General features: G+C 37.0%; 17 protein-coding genes. 9 read left to right on the forward strand and 8 right to left on the reverse strand.

What is annotated here, in order from left to right; all coding sequences use genetic code 11:
* Positions 1 to 28 precede the first annotated feature (28 nt).
* Together BMW39_RS00750 and BMW39_RS00755 are read right to left on the reverse strand one after the other, a co-directional pair.
* Entirely contained in the window at positions 29 to 1,540 is a 1,512-nt protein-coding gene (locus BMW39_RS00750) for a peptide MFS transporter (protein WP_034976427.1), read from the reverse strand.
* 141 nt (positions 1,541 to 1,681) lie between these two features.
* Positions 1,682 to 3,397 carry a peptide MFS transporter gene (locus BMW39_RS00755; protein WP_034976428.1) on the reverse strand — a complete coding sequence of 572 codons (1,716 nt, stop codon included), beginning with the start codon at positions 3,395 to 3,397 and terminating at the stop codon, positions 1,682 to 1,684.
* A 107-nt stretch (positions 3,398 to 3,504) separates the two neighbouring features.
* Between BMW39_RS00755 and BMW39_RS00760 the strand changes: the two genes are divergently transcribed.
* On the forward strand, positions 3,505 to 3,987 hold the full coding sequence (locus BMW39_RS00760; protein WP_221406042.1) for a GNAT family N-acetyltransferase: 483 nt from the start codon (positions 3,505 to 3,507) through the stop codon (positions 3,985 to 3,987).
* Positions 3,988 to 4,111: 124 nt separating this feature from the next.
* Here BMW39_RS00760 and BMW39_RS00765 read toward each other — a convergent pair whose 3' ends face one another.
* Both BMW39_RS00765 and BMW39_RS00770 read right to left on the reverse strand, forming a co-directional pair.
* Positions 4,112 to 5,788, reverse strand: coding sequence for a peptide MFS transporter (locus BMW39_RS00765; RefSeq protein ID WP_034976432.1), 1,677 nt, complete (start codon positions 5,786 to 5,788; stop codon positions 4,112 to 4,114).
* Positions 5,789 to 5,874: 86 nt separating this feature from the next.
* Positions 5,875 to 6,585, reverse strand: coding sequence for a hypothetical protein (locus tag BMW39_RS00770; protein WP_034976434.1), 711 nt, complete (start codon positions 6,583 to 6,585; stop codon positions 5,875 to 5,877).
* A gap of 106 nt (positions 6,586 to 6,691) precedes the next feature.
* Here BMW39_RS00770 and BMW39_RS00775 point away from each other — a divergent pair, with 106 nt between their 5' ends.
* Positions 6,692 to 6,949 (forward strand): DUF2281 domain-containing protein, encoded by a 258-nt coding sequence (locus tag BMW39_RS00775; RefSeq protein ID WP_034976436.1) that lies wholly within the window; start codon positions 6,692 to 6,694, stop codon positions 6,947 to 6,949.
* Complete coding sequence (locus BMW39_RS00780; protein ID WP_131474326.1) at positions 6,946 to 7,227, forward strand: hypothetical protein; 282 nt, start codon at positions 6,946 to 6,948, stop codon at positions 7,225 to 7,227. Before BMW39_RS00775 ends, BMW39_RS00780 begins: the two co-directional genes overlap by 4 nt.
* Positions 7,228 to 7,301: 74 nt before the next feature.
* Here the strand turns inward: BMW39_RS00780 and BMW39_RS00785 are convergent, their stop codons facing one another.
* The gene (locus BMW39_RS00785; protein ID WP_034976439.1) at positions 7,302 to 9,437 is read right to left on the reverse strand and encodes a S9 family peptidase; all 2,136 of its coding nucleotides are present in this window, start codon (positions 9,435 to 9,437) and stop codon (positions 7,302 to 7,304) included.
* A 344-nt stretch (positions 9,438 to 9,781) separates the two neighbouring features.
* Here BMW39_RS00785 and trhO point away from each other — a divergent pair, with 344 nt between their 5' ends.
* The 3 genes from trhO (at position 9,782) to BMW39_RS00800 (ending at position 12,106) form a co-directional block, all read left to right on the forward strand.
* Positions 9,782 to 11,125, forward strand: coding sequence for an oxygen-dependent tRNA uridine(34) hydroxylase TrhO (gene trhO, locus BMW39_RS00790; RefSeq protein ID WP_034976441.1), 1,344 nt, complete (start codon positions 9,782 to 9,784; stop codon positions 11,123 to 11,125).
* A 7-nt stretch (positions 11,126 to 11,132) separates the two neighbouring features.
* On the forward strand, positions 11,133 to 11,702 hold the full coding sequence (locus BMW39_RS00795) for a 5-formyltetrahydrofolate cyclo-ligase (protein ID WP_034976442.1): 570 nt from the start codon (positions 11,133 to 11,135) through the stop codon (positions 11,700 to 11,702).
* A 167-nt stretch (positions 11,703 to 11,869) separates the two neighbouring features.
* Positions 11,870 to 12,106 (forward strand): hypothetical protein, encoded by a 237-nt coding sequence (locus BMW39_RS00800; protein ID WP_051879961.1) that lies wholly within the window; start codon positions 11,870 to 11,872, stop codon positions 12,104 to 12,106.
* A gap of 32 nt (positions 12,107 to 12,138) precedes the next feature.
* Here BMW39_RS00800 and BMW39_RS00805 read toward each other — a convergent pair whose 3' ends face one another.
* Both BMW39_RS00805 and BMW39_RS00810 read right to left on the reverse strand, forming a co-directional pair.
* Complete coding sequence (locus BMW39_RS00805; protein WP_034976444.1) at positions 12,139 to 12,735, reverse strand: hypothetical protein; 597 nt, start codon at positions 12,733 to 12,735, stop codon at positions 12,139 to 12,141.
* Positions 12,719 to 13,798 (reverse strand): hypothetical protein, encoded by a 1,080-nt coding sequence (locus BMW39_RS00810; protein ID WP_034976445.1) that lies wholly within the window; start codon positions 13,796 to 13,798, stop codon positions 12,719 to 12,721. The genes BMW39_RS00805 and BMW39_RS00810 overlap by 17 nt, the downstream gene beginning before the upstream one ends.
* 165 nt (positions 13,799 to 13,963) lie before the next feature.
* On the opposite strand from BMW39_RS00810, the gene BMW39_RS00815 reads away from it, so the two are divergent.
* The gene (locus BMW39_RS00815) at positions 13,964 to 14,179 is read left to right on the forward strand and encodes a hypothetical protein (RefSeq protein WP_034976446.1); all 216 of its coding nucleotides are present in this window, start codon (positions 13,964 to 13,966) and stop codon (positions 14,177 to 14,179) included.
* A 50-nt stretch (positions 14,180 to 14,229) separates the two neighbouring features.
* Here BMW39_RS00815 and BMW39_RS00820 read toward each other — a convergent pair whose 3' ends face one another.
* Positions 14,230 to 15,000 carry a TrmH family RNA methyltransferase gene (locus BMW39_RS00820; protein ID WP_034976447.1) on the reverse strand — a complete coding sequence of 257 codons (771 nt, stop codon included), beginning with the start codon at positions 14,998 to 15,000 and terminating at the stop codon, positions 14,230 to 14,232.
* Between the two features lie 320 nt (positions 15,001 to 15,320).
* Between BMW39_RS00820 and lptB the strand changes: the two genes are divergently transcribed.
* A complete protein-coding gene (lptB, locus tag BMW39_RS00825; protein WP_034969887.1) occupies positions 15,321 to 16,049 on the forward strand; it encodes an LPS export ABC transporter ATP-binding protein in 729 nt (242 codons plus the stop codon).
* A gap of 12 nt (positions 16,050 to 16,061) precedes the next feature.
* Positions 16,062 to 16,583: a hypothetical protein gene (locus tag BMW39_RS00830; protein WP_034976448.1), complete on the forward strand. Its 522-nt coding sequence runs from the start codon at positions 16,062 to 16,064 to the stop codon at positions 16,581 to 16,583.
* Positions 16,584 to 16,601 lie beyond the last annotated feature (18 nt).

Raw genomic sequence — 16,601 nt, forward strand, 5'->3', positions numbered from 1 at the left:
ATTGTTGAAAAGGACTTTAGTTAAATCATTATCTCACTTCTTGCATTAGTTTTTTCACGAGTGGAGATATCAAAATTAGCACAACGCCCGCAATTAAGGCGTATAAACCCAATTGTTTGTATCCATCGGTGTAAGTGATGAGGGCGTCGTAATTGTTGGCACCGGTTTTCACTTTTGCCATTCCCGCTCCGATTTGTCCTGCGACATATTGCCCGTAAGCAGAAGCCAAAAACCACATTCCCATCATCATTCCCTGTAGTTTTTCGGTGGAAAGTTTTGTCATAATTGATAATCCGATGGGAGAGAGGCACAATTCCCCGAAAGTGATGACCAACAGTGCGATTGTAAAAATATTTAGTGAAGTAATTCCTTGTAAAGTTGCAAAGAATTTGGTTGCAAAAAGAACGTAATATCCCAATCCAAGAAAGATAAATCCCAATCCAAATTTGATTAATGTATTCGGTTCCAATTTTCTTTTGCTCAGCCAAATCCATAGCAAACCAACGATTGGTGCCAGAAAAATAATAAAGAATGCACCTCCGGAATTGTTCACGCCGTTCGGGTCTAATCCCAATAAATCTTTGTTCAGATTGTTCGCTGCGAAAATACTTAATGAACCTCCAGATTGCTCATAAATTCCCCAGAAAACGATTGAGAAAATGATGAAAACTAAGGCTGCCCAAAGTTTGTTTCTTTCGGACGAGGTTACTTTGGTCATTTCATAAAACAGATAAATCAGCGTCAAAGGACCGACTGTCCACATAAAATAATCGGTGTATTGTGGGACGGAGACCATTATCATAATTAATGGAACAAAAATCAATGATAAAATATAGACGCTGTACTCATTCCATTTTGCTAAGGCTGAGAAAGTGCCGTCCGCATTTAATCTTTGAGGTTGAAGTCCGATTGGCCCTAATTGTCTTTGAGTGAAAATAAAATTAACCAAACTAATCACCATCACGATGGCTGCCAAACCGAAAGCCACATTCCATCTTTTGTGTTCTGGAATCAGTCCAGAAAGCATTTCACCCTTTCCAATCGCAATACAAAGATAACCGCCTAAAAGCGCTCCCAGATTGATTCCAGCATAGAAAAGCGAAAACCCGGCATCAGTTCTGGAATCTCCGGATTTGTATAATTTTCCAACCATTGTAGAGATATTCGGTTTGAAGAAACCTGTTCCTACAACAGTAAATGAAATACCGAGGAAGAAATAATCGTGTGGATTGGTCGCCAGAATCAAACTTCCGACAATCATCAACAATCCTCCCCAAAATAGAGATTTCCTAAATCCTAAAATCTTATCCGCAAAAAGTCCACCCACAAATGTGAATGCATAAACGAAAGCCTGTGTTGCGCCATATTGTAAATTCGCTTGCTCATCATCAAATTTTAATTGAGAAATCATAAAGAAAACCAACATTCCACGCATTCCGTAGAAGCAAAAACGTTCCCACATTTCGGAGAAAAAAAGAGACCAGATTTGTTTTGGATATTTTCCTTTGAAATCCTGTATTTGTTCGAGTGTTAAGTTCATTGTTTATAATTGATGGATGATAAATGATGATTGATTCAAATGTTGATGAAATACAACAATAATCCAGATTTTCGCCATACGAATTTAACAAAAAACCACCGAATATTCGGTGGTTTTTTATAAGGTTATGAAATTTAATTATTAGTTGACGCCGTGCATCATTTTCTTCAAAATTGGAGAAATTAAAGCCAAGATAGCACCTGCAATTCCACAAAGAATTACAAATACCATAAAGAACTCAAACAAATTATGGATTTCAAATCCTACAAATGATGGATTTGACATTGGTAGCTGTTCTTTTGTAAAAGTTGCAACTTGCTCTGTAGTCAAGGTTACTTTCTTATCCAAAACATCCTGAAGGTTGATTCCCAACTCTTTCGCTTTAGTGAATTTGTCTCCAGTTGCTGGTAAGATGGCACCCAAAGTTCCGGATAATGCATAACCTGCGGCATTCGCGATGAAGAAAACACCATATAATAAGGATGCAAATCTTTTCGGAGCCAATTTACCGACCAAAGATAATCCAATTGGTGACAAACAAAGTTCTCCCATTGTCTGGATTAGATAAAGTAAAATCAACCATTTTACAGCCAACAAGCCGTTACTTCCCAAATCTTTTACATTGTAAGCAATGATGAAATAACTTAAAGCAATCAGTCCAAGTCCAATCGCTTGTTTCAATGGGGAAACCGGTTCTTTTTTTGCGGCTCTAAGCTTGTCCCAAAGCATACTGAATGGAACTGCCAAAAGAACAATGAATAATCCATTGAAAATCTGAACCATTGATGGTGGCATATTCCAGCCAAAGATATTTCTGTCCGTTTGGTTATCTGCAATGAATGTCAAAGATGAACCTGCCTGCTCAAAAGCTGCCCAGAAGAAAATGATGAAAAAGGAAACGATATATATTACCCAAATTCTATCTCTCTCCACTTTGTTTTCCGCAGAAGACATAATCAAAAATGCCAAAGCAATTCCCATAGAATAGATGAATGGATAAATTACGGCTTTCACAAATTCTCCCATCCCAACGGAACTAAAACCAATCTTATCTACAAATAGATATTGGAATCCAAAGAATGCTGCCATAAAAATAGCCACTGCAAAACCAATGGATTTTCCTGAGAAATTGGCCGTTTGTGCTTCTCCTTCTTCGAAATCTTCCGCTGTATTGTTTTTTGGTAAACCACCGATAGGTCTTCCTTCCGGCGTGACAACATATTTATTTTTAAGGATAATGAAAGTCACTGTTCCGATTGTCATCGCAATAGAAGCGGCCAAGAATCCCCATTTGAAAGCGTGGATGTCACGTACGCCAGCAGAATCTTTAACATCTCCTATGAATGGACAGATGAACTGACCAAGAAATGCACCCAAATTGATTCCCATATAGAAAATCGTAAATGCTGAATCTAACTTTGATTTTTCCTGTTTTGGATATAGACTTCCAACCATCGAAGAGATATTCGGTTTGAAAAATCCGTTTCCGAAGATAATCACGCCCAGCGCAATCCACATCAGCATCTGTGCTGAGCCTAGGTCTGCTCCAAATGTAGAAGCACTCATAAACATTAGGAACTGCCCGATGGCCATCAACGCGCCACCGACGATGATACAATATCTATTTCCTAAAAATCGGTCCGCAATGAAACCTCCCAACATTGGTGTCAAATAACAAAGCGCTAGAAATCCACCATAGATGATGGTAACATCGCCTTCCTTCATCAACAAGGAGTTTACCATAAAGAGCGTCAATAGTGCTCTCATTCCATAAAAGTTAAAACGCTCCCACATCTCGGTTCCGAATAGAACCCATAGACCTTTAGGATGTCTAGAATTAGTCTGTATTGTATCCATTTTTAAATTGTTAAATTTTCTTAAAGGTAACAAATATAGTTTTTTTTCATAAACGGGAAAGCTAAATTGCGACGATTAACAAAATTGCACCCGATAATCTTAAAATTATGGAAGTCAGAAAATCAAATCCGGAAGACATCAACCAAATAATGAACTGCATCGACACGGCCAGACAGCTGATGCGTGAAAGTGGAAACCTAATCCAGTGGACCAATGGTTATCCTTCCAGAGAATTGATGTTGGATAGTATTAAGAATGGATTTAATTTTTTGATTATCGAAAATGATGACATCGTTGCGACTTTCGATTTCATTATTGGTGATGACCCAAATTATGCAAAAATCGTAAACGGAACTTGGTTGAATAATGAAAAGTACGGTGTCATCCACAGATTGGCATCCAACGGAAAAGCAAAAGGCGTCGCGAGATTTTGCTTCGAATGGTGTTTTTCCCAATTCCCGAACATCAGAATCGATACGCACGAAACCAACATCGCGATGCAAAAAGTCTTGGAAAAACTCGGTTACGAAAAGTGCGGAATCATCTATGTTTCAGATGGAACTCCGAGGTTGGCGTTTCAGAAAATTTAGACTGATAATAATTTGGGCAGCTATTTCCGCCTTCCACTCCCGCTATTTTTTGCCATCGCATTTTCCAGCCGCAAAAAAAATGAGCTCCGTTCAAGTCGGGCTGCGACAATTCGGTATTTAAATATTAATCCACACCATTTTCCTTCATCACCTTATTCAGAAACTTCAACATAAAAATTCCTAAGATAAAAGCGAAAATCAACAAGGCAAAGTTCACAAGGAAGTAATATTCCTTATTTTCATAATTGTACCAAGTGCTGGCAAGAATCCCGGAAAGCTTGTTCCCAACTGAGTTGGCGAGGAAAAATCCACCCATCATCAAGGCTGTCAACCTCGCAGGCGACAATTTTGAAACGACGGATAATCCCATTGGCGAAAGACAAAGTTCACCAATCGTCACAACGCCATAACTGGCAACCAGCCAAAGTGGAGACACTTTCACAGCGCCATTATTTCCGGCAAACACGGCGCCCACCATCACAAGACAGGACAAAGCGGTGATGAAAAGGCCAATCATAATTTTCGTTGGTGTCGTCGGTTCTTTTCCTCGCTTTCGGAATATTGCCCAGAATCCGACAATGACGGGCGTGAGGACAATTACCCAGAACGGATTCACAGATTGAAAGAGTTCAGTATTGAAAAGGTAAACTTCCTGCTTAGGATTTGTGGCTAACTGAGCGCGTTCTTCTGGATTGATATTTTTGAAATACACATCTTTTCCGGAAACTTTCATCGTCTCACCAGCTTCATTTTTTTGCGAACGGAATTGGTCGTCGTAAACGGCAACTTCTTTGTCTTCAAAGGATTTTCCGGTTGTTCCATCTTTTCCGTCAAGCATATAAATGCCACGCATCGGTTCCACCAATTTCTCAGGAATACTTCGGTCTGTGTAGTAATTGGCCCAACGTGTCAGGGCTGTTCCGTTCTGTTTGAAAATCGCCCAGAAAAACATACAAACCAAGAATATCATTAGCAACGCGCCAATCGACCTTTTCTCATCCTGATGCGCTTTGAAGTAAAGTGAAACGTAAAAATAAATCACAGGAACACAGGCAAAAATAAAAGCATCCGTACTGTCACTTCCAAAGATGTTCCCGGGAACAATCCAACCAATGGCGCCAACAATCAACGCTGGTAAAAATACTTTCAAGAGAACGTCGGAAATCTTGCTGTCGCCTTCTTTCGCAGCTTTCATTTCACAAGCGTGACGGATATGTTTCAACCCAAAACTGAAAATCACCAAGCCTATCAACATTCCAACACCAGCCGCGATGAATGCCTCACCCCAGCCAAATCTATTCCGCATATAAGCGGCAATAATATTGCAGATGAATGCACCAATATTGATTCCCATATAGAAAATATTGTAGCCTGTATCTTTGTTCTTTTTATAAGGTTCTTCTGAGTAGAGATTGCCCAGAATTGTAGAAATCGTAGGTTTGAAAAAACCATTTCCAATGATAATTAATCCTAATGAACCATAGAATAATGGCAACTCTTTGAAGAGTCCCAATCCAATATACCCAGCAGCCATCAAAACGCCACCGAGGTAAATCGATTTGATGTAGCCAAAAAGTCTTTCCGCCAAAAATCCACCAAGAAAAGGTGTCAGGTAAGTCAAGGCAATATAGGTTCCGAAAACATCATCCGCCATTTTATCTGGCAATCCAAGTCCGCCTTTGTCGCCGTTCGGTTCTATGACATAAAGGACAAAAATCCCCAAAATCAAATAATAACCGAAACGTTCCCACATTTCTGTGAAAAATAGATAGGGTAGGCCTTTAGGATGTTTAGTTTTCATATAGTTTATTTTCTTGCGTCGTAAAAATAGAATTTTAAAATGAATTTCTAAAAAAACCTTTCAAGAAGACTTAAAAGGTTGCAATATTATTTTTTCTTTGTTTCCATCGGTGGAGGTGGCGGTGCATACTCAATCGCTTCTTTTATCTGTGCTTTATCTGTTTTTACTAAGCCATTGATGAGATGTAGCATCTCTGATTGATTCTTTTCAAAATCTTTTTCGTAGCTAAACACAACCACATTGCAGTAACCATCTTCGGTCAAATAGTAATTCCCGATATAATGAAAATCCATACCTGATGTATTGAGTGAGTAATCAATAAATAAAACTTTGATTCCATTGACAGTGCGATATTCAGATTTGTTCAATTTGAAATAATCAGCCTCTGATTGGATGGAACCTAGCAATATATCTCTTAGATTTTTTAAAGTCTGTATTGGCGCATTCTCCGACATCAAGCTACCCAAAATCATCGTGCTGGGGTCTATTAAACTTTGAAATGTATATTCTGCTGTTGGCAAAACCGACATTTTAATCGTTTTCCACTTTTTAGGATTAATATAAATTCCAGCATCTACTTTTTTACTCCTCATCAGAAAAGTTGAAGCACTTGATTTTATTACAGGCGTTTCGTTCGTTTGTATATCAGATAATGTTTTTTCATCTGTTTCATTAACAAATCTCCAAGTTTTATTTTCCAGTAAGACAACTTCTCGTCCATCTTCTGTGAGCGCTTTGATCTGTGATGTCAAAAACGAATAATTGAATATTAGAAAGAGGAACGTGATTTTTTTCATTTGAATTTTAGAGTCGGTGTTATTAATTTTTGCTTTAACGATTCGTAAAAATAGAATTTTAAAATGAATAAAAAAATTTTAATAACTTTGATAAAAAGTAGTCCAAATGCCAATCACAATAAAAAAATTAGAAGAAAATATCAAAACACTTCCGGAGGATTTGTATGATGAGGTGAATGATTTTGTGGATTTTTTGAAGTTTAAATATGAAAATATAAGCTCAGATGATTGGTCAGAAAATTTGTCTGATTATCAGAAAAAATCAATTGACAGTGGTGTTTCGGATATTGAAAACGGGCGAGTTTATTCTCACGACGAAGCTAAACAAAGAATCAAAAATTATCTTTTGGAAAAATCAAAATGATGGAAATTGTTTGGTCTGATGAAACTTTGAAAAATTATTTCAAAGTTTTGGATTATCTTTTTGATAATTGGTCAGCCAATGAAATTGAAAATTTCGAAAATAGTTTTGACGATTTAATCGTTAGAATAACGAACAATTCGGAAATATGTCCAAAGTCAAAAATTCTGAACTTTAGAAAATGTTTGATTGATAAAAATAACTCTTTAGTTTATCAAGAAATTAATGGGAAAATATTTTTAATTTCTCTGATTGATAATAGAAGCTCTCATCAATATTAAATAAAAATCCGCAAAAGAAACATCTTCTGCGGATTTTTTTATCTTCCAGCTTCGGTCTTCCGACTTCCAGCCTTTTACAAATTCTCCAAAATAAAATTCGTCATTTTCTCATAAAGCTGAGGTCTGGTTTGTCCACCGTAAATGCCGTGGTTTTTGTCTGGATAAGCCATAAATTCAAATTGTTTTTTGTTTTGAATCAATGCCTCGGAAAACTCCATTGAGTTCTGGAAATGAACGTTGTCATCAGCTGTTCCGTGGATTAACAAGAATTTTCCTTTCAACAATTGCGCAAAGGTCGTTGGGGAGTTTTGGTCGTAACCTTCAGGGTTTTCTTGTGGTGTTTGCAGGAATTTTTCCGTGTAAACACTGTCGTAATATCTCCAGTTTGTCACCGGCGCCACTGCGATTCCCAATTTGAAAACGTCTGCACCTTTTGTCATTGCCAACGAACTCATATAGCCACCATAGCTCCAACCGAAGATTCCGATTCTTGACTTGTCGATATAGGATTGATTTCCAAACCATTGTGCGGAAGAAATCTGGTCTTCGATTTCATATTTTCCCAATTGTTTGTAAATCACTTTTTTGAATTTCGAACCTTTGAAACCTGTTCCACGACCGTCCACACAAGCGACGACGTAACCTTTTTGAGCCAGCATCTCGAACCAGATTCCGTTTCCGCCATCCCAAGAATTTGAAACCTGCTGAGAACCCGGACCAGAATATTGGAACATAAATAATGGATATTTTTTGTTCGGGTCAAAGTTTTTTGGTTTGATAATCCAAGCGTTCAGTTGGTCGCCTGCAGAATTTGGGATTGTTAGAAATTCCTTCGTTACAAAACTGTCTTTCTGAAGTTTAGAAAGCAATTCATTATTATTCTGAAGTTCCTTGATTTCTTTTCCAGACGCATCTTTCAAGACATATTTATAAGGTGTTCCAGCCGTAGAATTTGTATTAATGAAATAATTAAAAGTCTTGCTGAAACTTGCCGAGTTATTTCCTTCAGGATACGAAATCAATGTGGTTTTTCCAGAGTTGATGTTCAGTTTGGAAACGACTTTGTTCAAACTTCCTTTTTCTGTCGTTTGGATGTAAGCTTCTTTCGTTTTTGGGTTGTAACCATAGTAATCTGTGATTTCCCAATTGCCTTTTGCCACTTGTTTTTTCAGTTTCCCGGATTTGTCGTACCAATACAATTGTCTGTAACCATCACGCTCCGAAGCCCAAAGGAAAGAATTGTCGTCCAAAAATTCCAAAGTCAGATTGTCGGTTTCTATCCAGGCATTATCGGTTTCTGAGAACAGTTTGGTTAAGTTTCCGGATTTTGTGTCCACTTTTATCAAATCAACTTTGCTGTGATGTCTATTGCTGGTGGCGATGACGATTTCGTTTGCATCATTGGTTTTCCAGATTTGTGGAATATAATGATTTTCGAAACCTGTGATATTCAAAGCGGTAGTTTTTCCTGAATTTAATTGATATAATTGAGCAGAAACAGTTGAGTTGGTTTCTCCTGCTTTTGGATATTTGTATCTCATTTCGGTTGGATAAAGCGACTTTCCGTAGATTGGAATGTAGATTTCAGGAACTTTCGATTCGTCGAATTTCACGAAAACGATTGCGTCTCCGGCTTTGTTCCATTGATAATAATCTGCGTGACCGAATTCCTCCTCATAAACCCAGTCGCCAAGGCCGTTGATGATAGAATTTTTCTTTCCGTCGTTTGTAATTTGCGTTATTTTCCCTGATGTCAAATCCTGATAGAATAAGTTATTATCCACGATGAAAGCGACTTTGCTTCCGTCCGGAGAGAATTTTGGTTCTTGGATGTAATTGCCATTATTAAGAGGCATTACTTTATTTGATTTCAAATCTTTGACATCAAATTTTCCCAAAAATGAATGTCTGTAAATCGACTCACTTTCTTTTTGCAACAAGATTTTGGATTCGTCGGCAGAGAAAATATATGATTCGAATGTTCCATCCACGATGTTTCCGGATTTCTGAGACGTTTTGTAATTGTATTTTGCGATGCCGTCTTTCTCGATGGTAGCGTAGTTTTCGCCATCATTCAAGGATGCAATTCCTGCAATCCCTTTTCCGCGGTAATAGCCAGAATAGATTTTATCGAGTGTAATTTCTTGAGCATAAGTGTTTTGTGAGAAAACTGCTGTCATCGTAACAACAGCAAAAAGGACTTTCTTCATTTTTAAGATTTTAATGACGTAAATATAATAAAGATATATCGTTTTGAATGTAATCTTGAAACAGAGAATTGCTAATGCGTGAGGGATAGTAGTGGAAATCCTTTTTTTGCGGGGGAATTGGTGAGGGGAAAAGATTGGAACGGATAGCCCGACCCGAGCGGTGGCCTTAAGGTTGGCGAGGGTCACGCCCAAAGATTGTTGATGGTTGATAGTTTTTGGTTGATGGTTTTTGAAAAGCAAATTTTTATCAGGAATCAATTCTTTCTATCAACTGTCAACCAAAAACTATCAACGAAATTCCGTATCTTTGCGCCATTATTTTTCTCACTTAAAACGTTTATAGCATGCAACTGTACAACACCTTAAGCGCAGAAGAAAGAGCCAGACTTATTGATGAAGCTGGTAAGGAACGCCTTACATTGTCTTTCTATGCGTATGCCAAAATTGAAAATCCTAAGAAATTTCGCGACGACCTTTTTATAGCCTGGAACGCCTTGGATGCGCTTGGCCGAATCTATGTGGCGCACGAAGGAATCAATGCTCAGATGAGTGTTCCTGCAGACCAATTTGAGGCTTTCCGTGAGACGTTGGAAGCTTACGATTTTATGAAAGGCATTCGTCTGAATGTGGCTGTGGAGCAGGATAATCACTCATTTTTAAAATTGACGATTAAGGTTCGAAACAAAATTGTTGCGGATGGTTTGAATGACGAGACTTTTGATGTGACGAATAAAGGAATTCATCTTAAGGCGCAGGAATTCAATGATTTGCTGGCGAATCCGGATACGATTGTGGTGGATTTTAGGAATCATTATGAGAGTGAAGTCGGTCATTTTGAAGGCGCGATTACGCCTGATGTAGAGAATTTCCGGGAAAGTTTACCGATTATCAATGAACAATTGCAGGATTTCAAGGAAGATAAAAACCTTTTGATGTACTGTACTGGCGGAATCCGTTGTGAGAAGGCTAGTGCGTACTTTAAACATCAGGGTTTCAAAAATGTTTACCAATTGGAAGGCGGAATTATCGAATATGCGCGTCAGGTAAAGGAAGAAGGTCTTGAAAGTAAGTTTGTTGGGAAGAATTTTGTGTTCGACCACAGACTGGGCGAAAGAATTACGGACGATATCATTGCGCAATGCCACCAATGCGGAAAACCCTGTGATAATCATACAAATTGTGCGAATGATGCTTGTCATTTGTTGTTTATCCAATGTGATGATTGTAAAGCGGTGATGGAAAATACTTGTTCATCGGAATGTTTAGAAATCATTCATTTGCCTGTGGAAGAGCAATTGGCCTTGAGAAAAGGACTTCAAGTTGGCAATAAAGTTTTCCGAAAAGGTAAATCTGAAGCTTTGAAGTTTAAAAATTCAGGTGATTTAACAGATAAACCTTTGGCTAAGGCAAAAGATATTCGTCAGAAGATAAAAGTGAAGAAAACCTTGATTGGAAAGGCAGAACATTATTATACAAAGTCAAAAATTGCTCAGTTCTTACTGTCAAATGAACTTTCTGTTGGTGATAAAGTTTTGATTTCAGGGCCGACAACTGGTGAACAAGAGATTGTTATCAATGAAATGGTTGTTGAAGGAAATTCGGTTACAACTGCAAAAGCTGGAGACCAAATTACTTTTGAACTTTCATTCCGCGTTAGATTGTCTGACAAATTATATAAAATCCTATAAAATTAAGATGAATTTAAGTCGAACAAAAAACGAACTTAGAACACTTTATAAAACAAAAAGAATGGCCATATCGCAAGATGAGGTCAATTTTTTATCCCAAAAACTGCTTGAAAACTTTATTTTACAATTTAATATATCTGAAAATCAGAAAATTAATATTTTTTTGTCGATTGAAAAGTTTAATGAAGTCAATACTCAGATTTTTATAGATTATTTTTTTGAAAATAAAATCAGAGTTTTTGTTCCGAAAATCCAAGGCGAAAAAATAATTTCTGTTGAGATTTTTCGGGATTCTGAATTTGAAATTAATAGTTGGGGAATCAAAGAGCCAATTTCTAACATTGCTTCAAACGTAGAGCTAGACTATGTTTTGACACCTTTGCTTTATTGCGATAAGTTTGGAAATAGAGTAGGATACGGAAAAGGTTTCTACGACCAGTTCTTTTCCGAATATTCAAAAATTGAAAAAAAAATCGGAGTAAATTTCTTTGCTCCTAATGAAATTATCAGCGATGTTTATGAAAAAGATGTTCAATTAGACGTTTTGATTGCGCCTGATAAAATATTTAAATTTTAATTAAATTATTGATATTCAGTTGTATTTATTTGTAAAATGTTTTTACAAGGTTATTACAAGCTATTTTTTAATGATTTTTGACATACGGTGCTAATTTTGTCTTGTAATTATAACTCGATAATTAAGACAACAATAATATAATAATAATTAATTTAAATTTTAAGAACATGAAAAAGTCATTATTCGTAGCTGCTATTGCTGCTATCTCTCTTGTAGCTTGTAAAAAAACTGATAACGTAGAAGCTGCTGCTGTTGATTCTGTTGACGCTACTGCTGATTCTACTGTTGCTGCAATCGACTCTACTGCTACTGCAACTGTTGATTCTGTAAAAGCTACTGCTGATTCTGCTAAAGCTGAAGTTAAAGCTGACGAGAAAGCAACTAAAGATGCTATCAAAAAATAATTAGATCCCAGATTTAATTAAAACAAAACCCGCTAATTAGCGGGTTTTGTTGTTTTTATACTGTCTATTTCTTTCTTATAGAAATTGGCGAAATAGAATTTGAATTCTTTCTGGAACTTCACCGGTGAGGCTTTTAGAAAATATTGGGCCTTTCTATTGACCGTAGTGATGTAAGTTCTTTTCTTATCATAGTACTCGACATCGAAGTTTGCGAAATCCAAAGTATCTTTCTCAATCACCGCTTTTGACGTCGTCAGATTGTTGACTTTGGCAAATCTTACTTTCAAACTATCCATTTCTTTGAGCAACGGTTTCAGATTGTTAGAATCCTTGGTCATGAAATGTGCCTGCATCTGTGTGTATATCACAGAATCTATCTCTGTGTCTTTGTTTCCGGAAGTGTAAAGTGTTGAAAGATCGAGTAGATCCTGCACTTTTTGCGAGGTGATAAGATTGATGGCCTGCAGACTATCCAAACTTGATTTCTTGTAAGTTACTCTATTGTTGGCATTTCTTATGGTTTCCAAGGAGTTTTCTTCTCCTTCATATTTTTTGTTGCAGGAGATCAATCCCACGATGATCATTGATAGAGACAAGATCCACCAATAACGTTTATTTTGTTTTTTCATCTTCTGTGATTTTGAATTTGATCATGACGATTTTTCCATTTTCCATTTGAGAGTCGATCACTTCTAAGTTCTCAAGAGAGGTCGTAGGAAGTGTAACCAGCGAGATGTATTTTTGTTTATCCAAAGTCTCTATGCCGTATATGTCACTGTCAACCACTTGATAGATAAGCGCTTTGTCACTTATCAGACGGTTGAGTTGATCCGTTTTTTTCTTAAAATCTTTGATGGATTTTGAATAGTAAAAAAGCTGGATGGCATAATCATTCGGTTTTAGTTCTATATTTTCTTTTTCCGGAGCGTTGGTAAGGTCTCTCGTGACTTCATCTGTCTTATAAAAGGGAGAAGAGATGATCATCTTAAGTTTCTTACTCTTGGTTTCATAGACGAACGGCGAGTTTGGCTTTACTTTGAAAAGGATTGGAGACTCATTATCTCGGATGATCTTCACGTCCAATTCTCCTTTGATAGCTGAGTTTCTGTCTGCATCTGTAAAGGCGTAAGTGTATTTTTTATAAAAAAGATTATCATAAAAAACCAAGATCAGGACCGTTGCAAATAACAGTACAGAAATCCCTAACCATAGATATCTTTTTAGGAAATTTGGTTTGCTTTCGTTAGAAAAGGTGATATTTTGATTTATTTCCTCAACAGTTTGATTTTCTGCTGGTATGGCTGGTTTGATATCTTCTTTATATTCTATTTTTGGAACTGTGACAGGTTCATTTTCAGGATTGAGTGCTGGCGAAGTGACTGTTCGTTTGTCTTCTGCTAATGGATTTTTCTTTCTGAATTCTGACCAGGAATTGAAACCCACATACACAGAAAGGATGTTGAGCATGTCAATTCTAGGGATTTTTTCCTGAGCGTTATTCTTAAAATAGGTATAGAATGTTTTTTCGCTGATGTTTCCTTTCGCTTTTTGTCTTAGATCTTCTTGGAAATAGATGATATCAATGCCTTTCCATTTGGAAATGTCATCAAAAGATGGTGAATGCGATTCAAGATATTTATCCTGAACAGCCTTTTTTAAGTTTTGGAAATATAAAAATTCTATATCGGTCAAAGTCGTGTAATTGTTTAAATTGTTGATTTTCAGATATATTAATTTGTAAATCGTATTTTACAAATATATTACAATTAATATTCAAATACAAAATTTATTTATCGATGTAATTTTGTCCCGTTCAAAAGAGAACATCTATTAACTAACAATTTAAATTTTATTATTATGAAAAAGTCATTATTCGTAGCTGCTATCGCTGCTTTTGCTCTTGTAGCTTGTAAAAAAACTGAAAACGTAGAAACTACTTCTGCTGATTCTGCTAACGTTGATTCAACTGCTGTTGCAACTCTTGACTCTGCTGCTGCTAAAGTTGATTCTGCTGCTGTAAAAGTTGATTCTGCTGCTGTAAAAGTTGATTCTGCTGCTGCTAAAGTAAAATAATCTTAAACTTTTAAGATATATGAAACCGTTTCTTTCGAGAAGCGGTTTTTTTATTTCTCTAATTTCTGCCTCAGGATTTCGTAACAGGTAATCGCTGCGGCATTACTCAAGTTCAAAGAGTCGATGGTTCCTGCCATTGGGATGAGAACGTTTTCTCCTTTTTGTTTCCAAAAGTCACTCAAACCGGAATGTTCCGTTCCGAATAAAACGGCTGATTTGCTTTTCAAATCCTTTTCTTGAATATGTTTTGCGTCCTCACTCATAAAAGTGGTGAAGATTTGATACTCATTGATTTTAAGGAATTCCAAAGTTTCGTCGTTTGATGCTTGGAAAATATTCATACCAAAAAGACAGCCAACGCTGGAACGAATGACATTTGGATTGTAAAAATCTGTTTTTGGATCGGTGACAATTAATGCATTGATTCCGAAAGCTTCGCAACTTCTCAAAATGGCTCCAAGATTTCCTGGCTTTTCCACACTTTCTAAAATGATGATGGCGGAATCATTTTTCGGATTAAACTCGTCTAAGTTTCTTTGTTCCAATTTGTAAATGCCGATAATTCCTTCTGTCGTTCCACGATAAGCGATTTTCTCGTACAGTTTTTCTGACACGTAATGGATTTTTGTCGTTGGTAATTTCCCTTTGAAGATATTTTCGCAGATGTAATATTCCTCCGGCAGATTCCCGAATTCCAAGGCGCGTTCGTTTTCCTGCTGACCTTCCACGATGAAAACGCCGGCTTTTCTTCTTTCCTGATTTTTGGTGAGAAGTCTGGTCAGTCTTTTGATTTTTTCGTTTTGAAGGCTTTCGATGAGCATTTTTGGAAATTTTTCACAAATGTACAATGTATAAAGTATAATGTAAAATGTATAATGTAAAAAGTACAATGTAAAAAGAGAATGTTCAATCGAGGCGAAGCGCGTGAAGGATTGCAGTGGAAAGCCCGGAGCGAGGCAACGAGTGAGGACTTGCAACGGAAAGCCTGACCCGAGCGGTGGCCGTTGAGCTGGCGAGGGACACGCCCAAATGTTTACCGTGAATTGAGTTTTGGAGGGCGAAATTTCTCGTTATGTGCAAAATAGCATTGAGATGAACTTCCGGCTTCCTACTTCCAGCAAAAAATATATATCTTTGTTTTATGATTTTACGAGGAGAAAATTTAATCAAGGAATACGGACCGAAAAAGGTGGTGAAAGGCGTGTCGTTGGAAGTTCAGCAAGGCGAAATCGTCGGACTTTTGGGGCCAAATGGTGCGGGGAAAACGACGTCGTTTTATATGATTGTTGGATTGGTGAAGCCAACTTTGGGGAACGTTTTTCTTGATAATCAAAATATTACGCAGGATGCGATGTACAAACGCGCGCAAAAAGGAATCGGCTATTTGGCGCAGGAAGCATCGGTTTTCCGAAAGTTGTCTGTGGAGGATAATATTCTGGGCGTGTTGCAATTGACGAAGCTTTCCAAAAAGGAACAGCAGAAAAAATGCGACGAGTTGATTGAGGAATTCCACCTGGAACACGTTCGTAAAAACCGTGGCGATTTGCTTTCGGGAGGTGAAAGACGTCGTACGGAAATTGCGCGTTGCTTGGCGACGAGTCCGAATTTTATTCTTTTGGATGAGCCGTTTGCTGGTGTTGACCCGATTGCGGTGGAAGATATTCAAAAGATTGTAAGGTCTTTGGTGGAGAAGAATATCGGGATTTTGATTACCGACCACAACGTTCAGCAGACTTTGGCGATTACCAACAAAACGTATATTATGTTCGAAGGGAAAATCCTGAAAGAGGGAATTCCTGAGGATTTGGCGAACGACCCGGAAGTGAGACAGGCTTATCTTGGGGAGAATTTTAGGTTTGAGAAGATATAATTGAATTTAAATATGAAATTTTTTATTTTGATTTTCTTTGCTATTTGCCTGGTTGTAGGTTGTAATAAAGAGAAAGTTGATGTTGAGAATTTCGATAAATTTAAAGTCAGTCAAAGTGTAATTCCAGATTCGATTTCACACAAATTAGTTCAAAAAAATAATTCTATTGTTTCTGAACAATCATTAGCGATTTCTCCTTACAAATATCCTTCTTACAATGAAAACTATATTTGTAATGCGTCAATCATTGAAAATGACACATTGAATATTTGGATTAACAACTACAATGGCTACTTTGGAAATGGAATTTTAGCTCAAGTTTTCGGTAATAAATTTCGAATTAAATCAGTTACTCCAAAAGTTATTAAGGGAACTAAGTTTGAGAATTACGAACTTAAAACACAGGAATTAATTCTTGATAAGACTGCTTTTAAAAGAGGCGATTCTTTATTTGGATATTTGAATTTTGAGTGTGTGGTTGATTCTGCGAAATCCAAAAAGATGTTTGGTTATTTTAAAACTAAAGTTCAATAATATCATATAGTATTTTTA

Source organism: Epilithonimonas lactis (assembly GCF_900110605.1).
Classification (GTDB): domain Bacteria; phylum Bacteroidota; class Bacteroidia; order Flavobacteriales; family Weeksellaceae; genus Epilithonimonas; species Epilithonimonas lactis.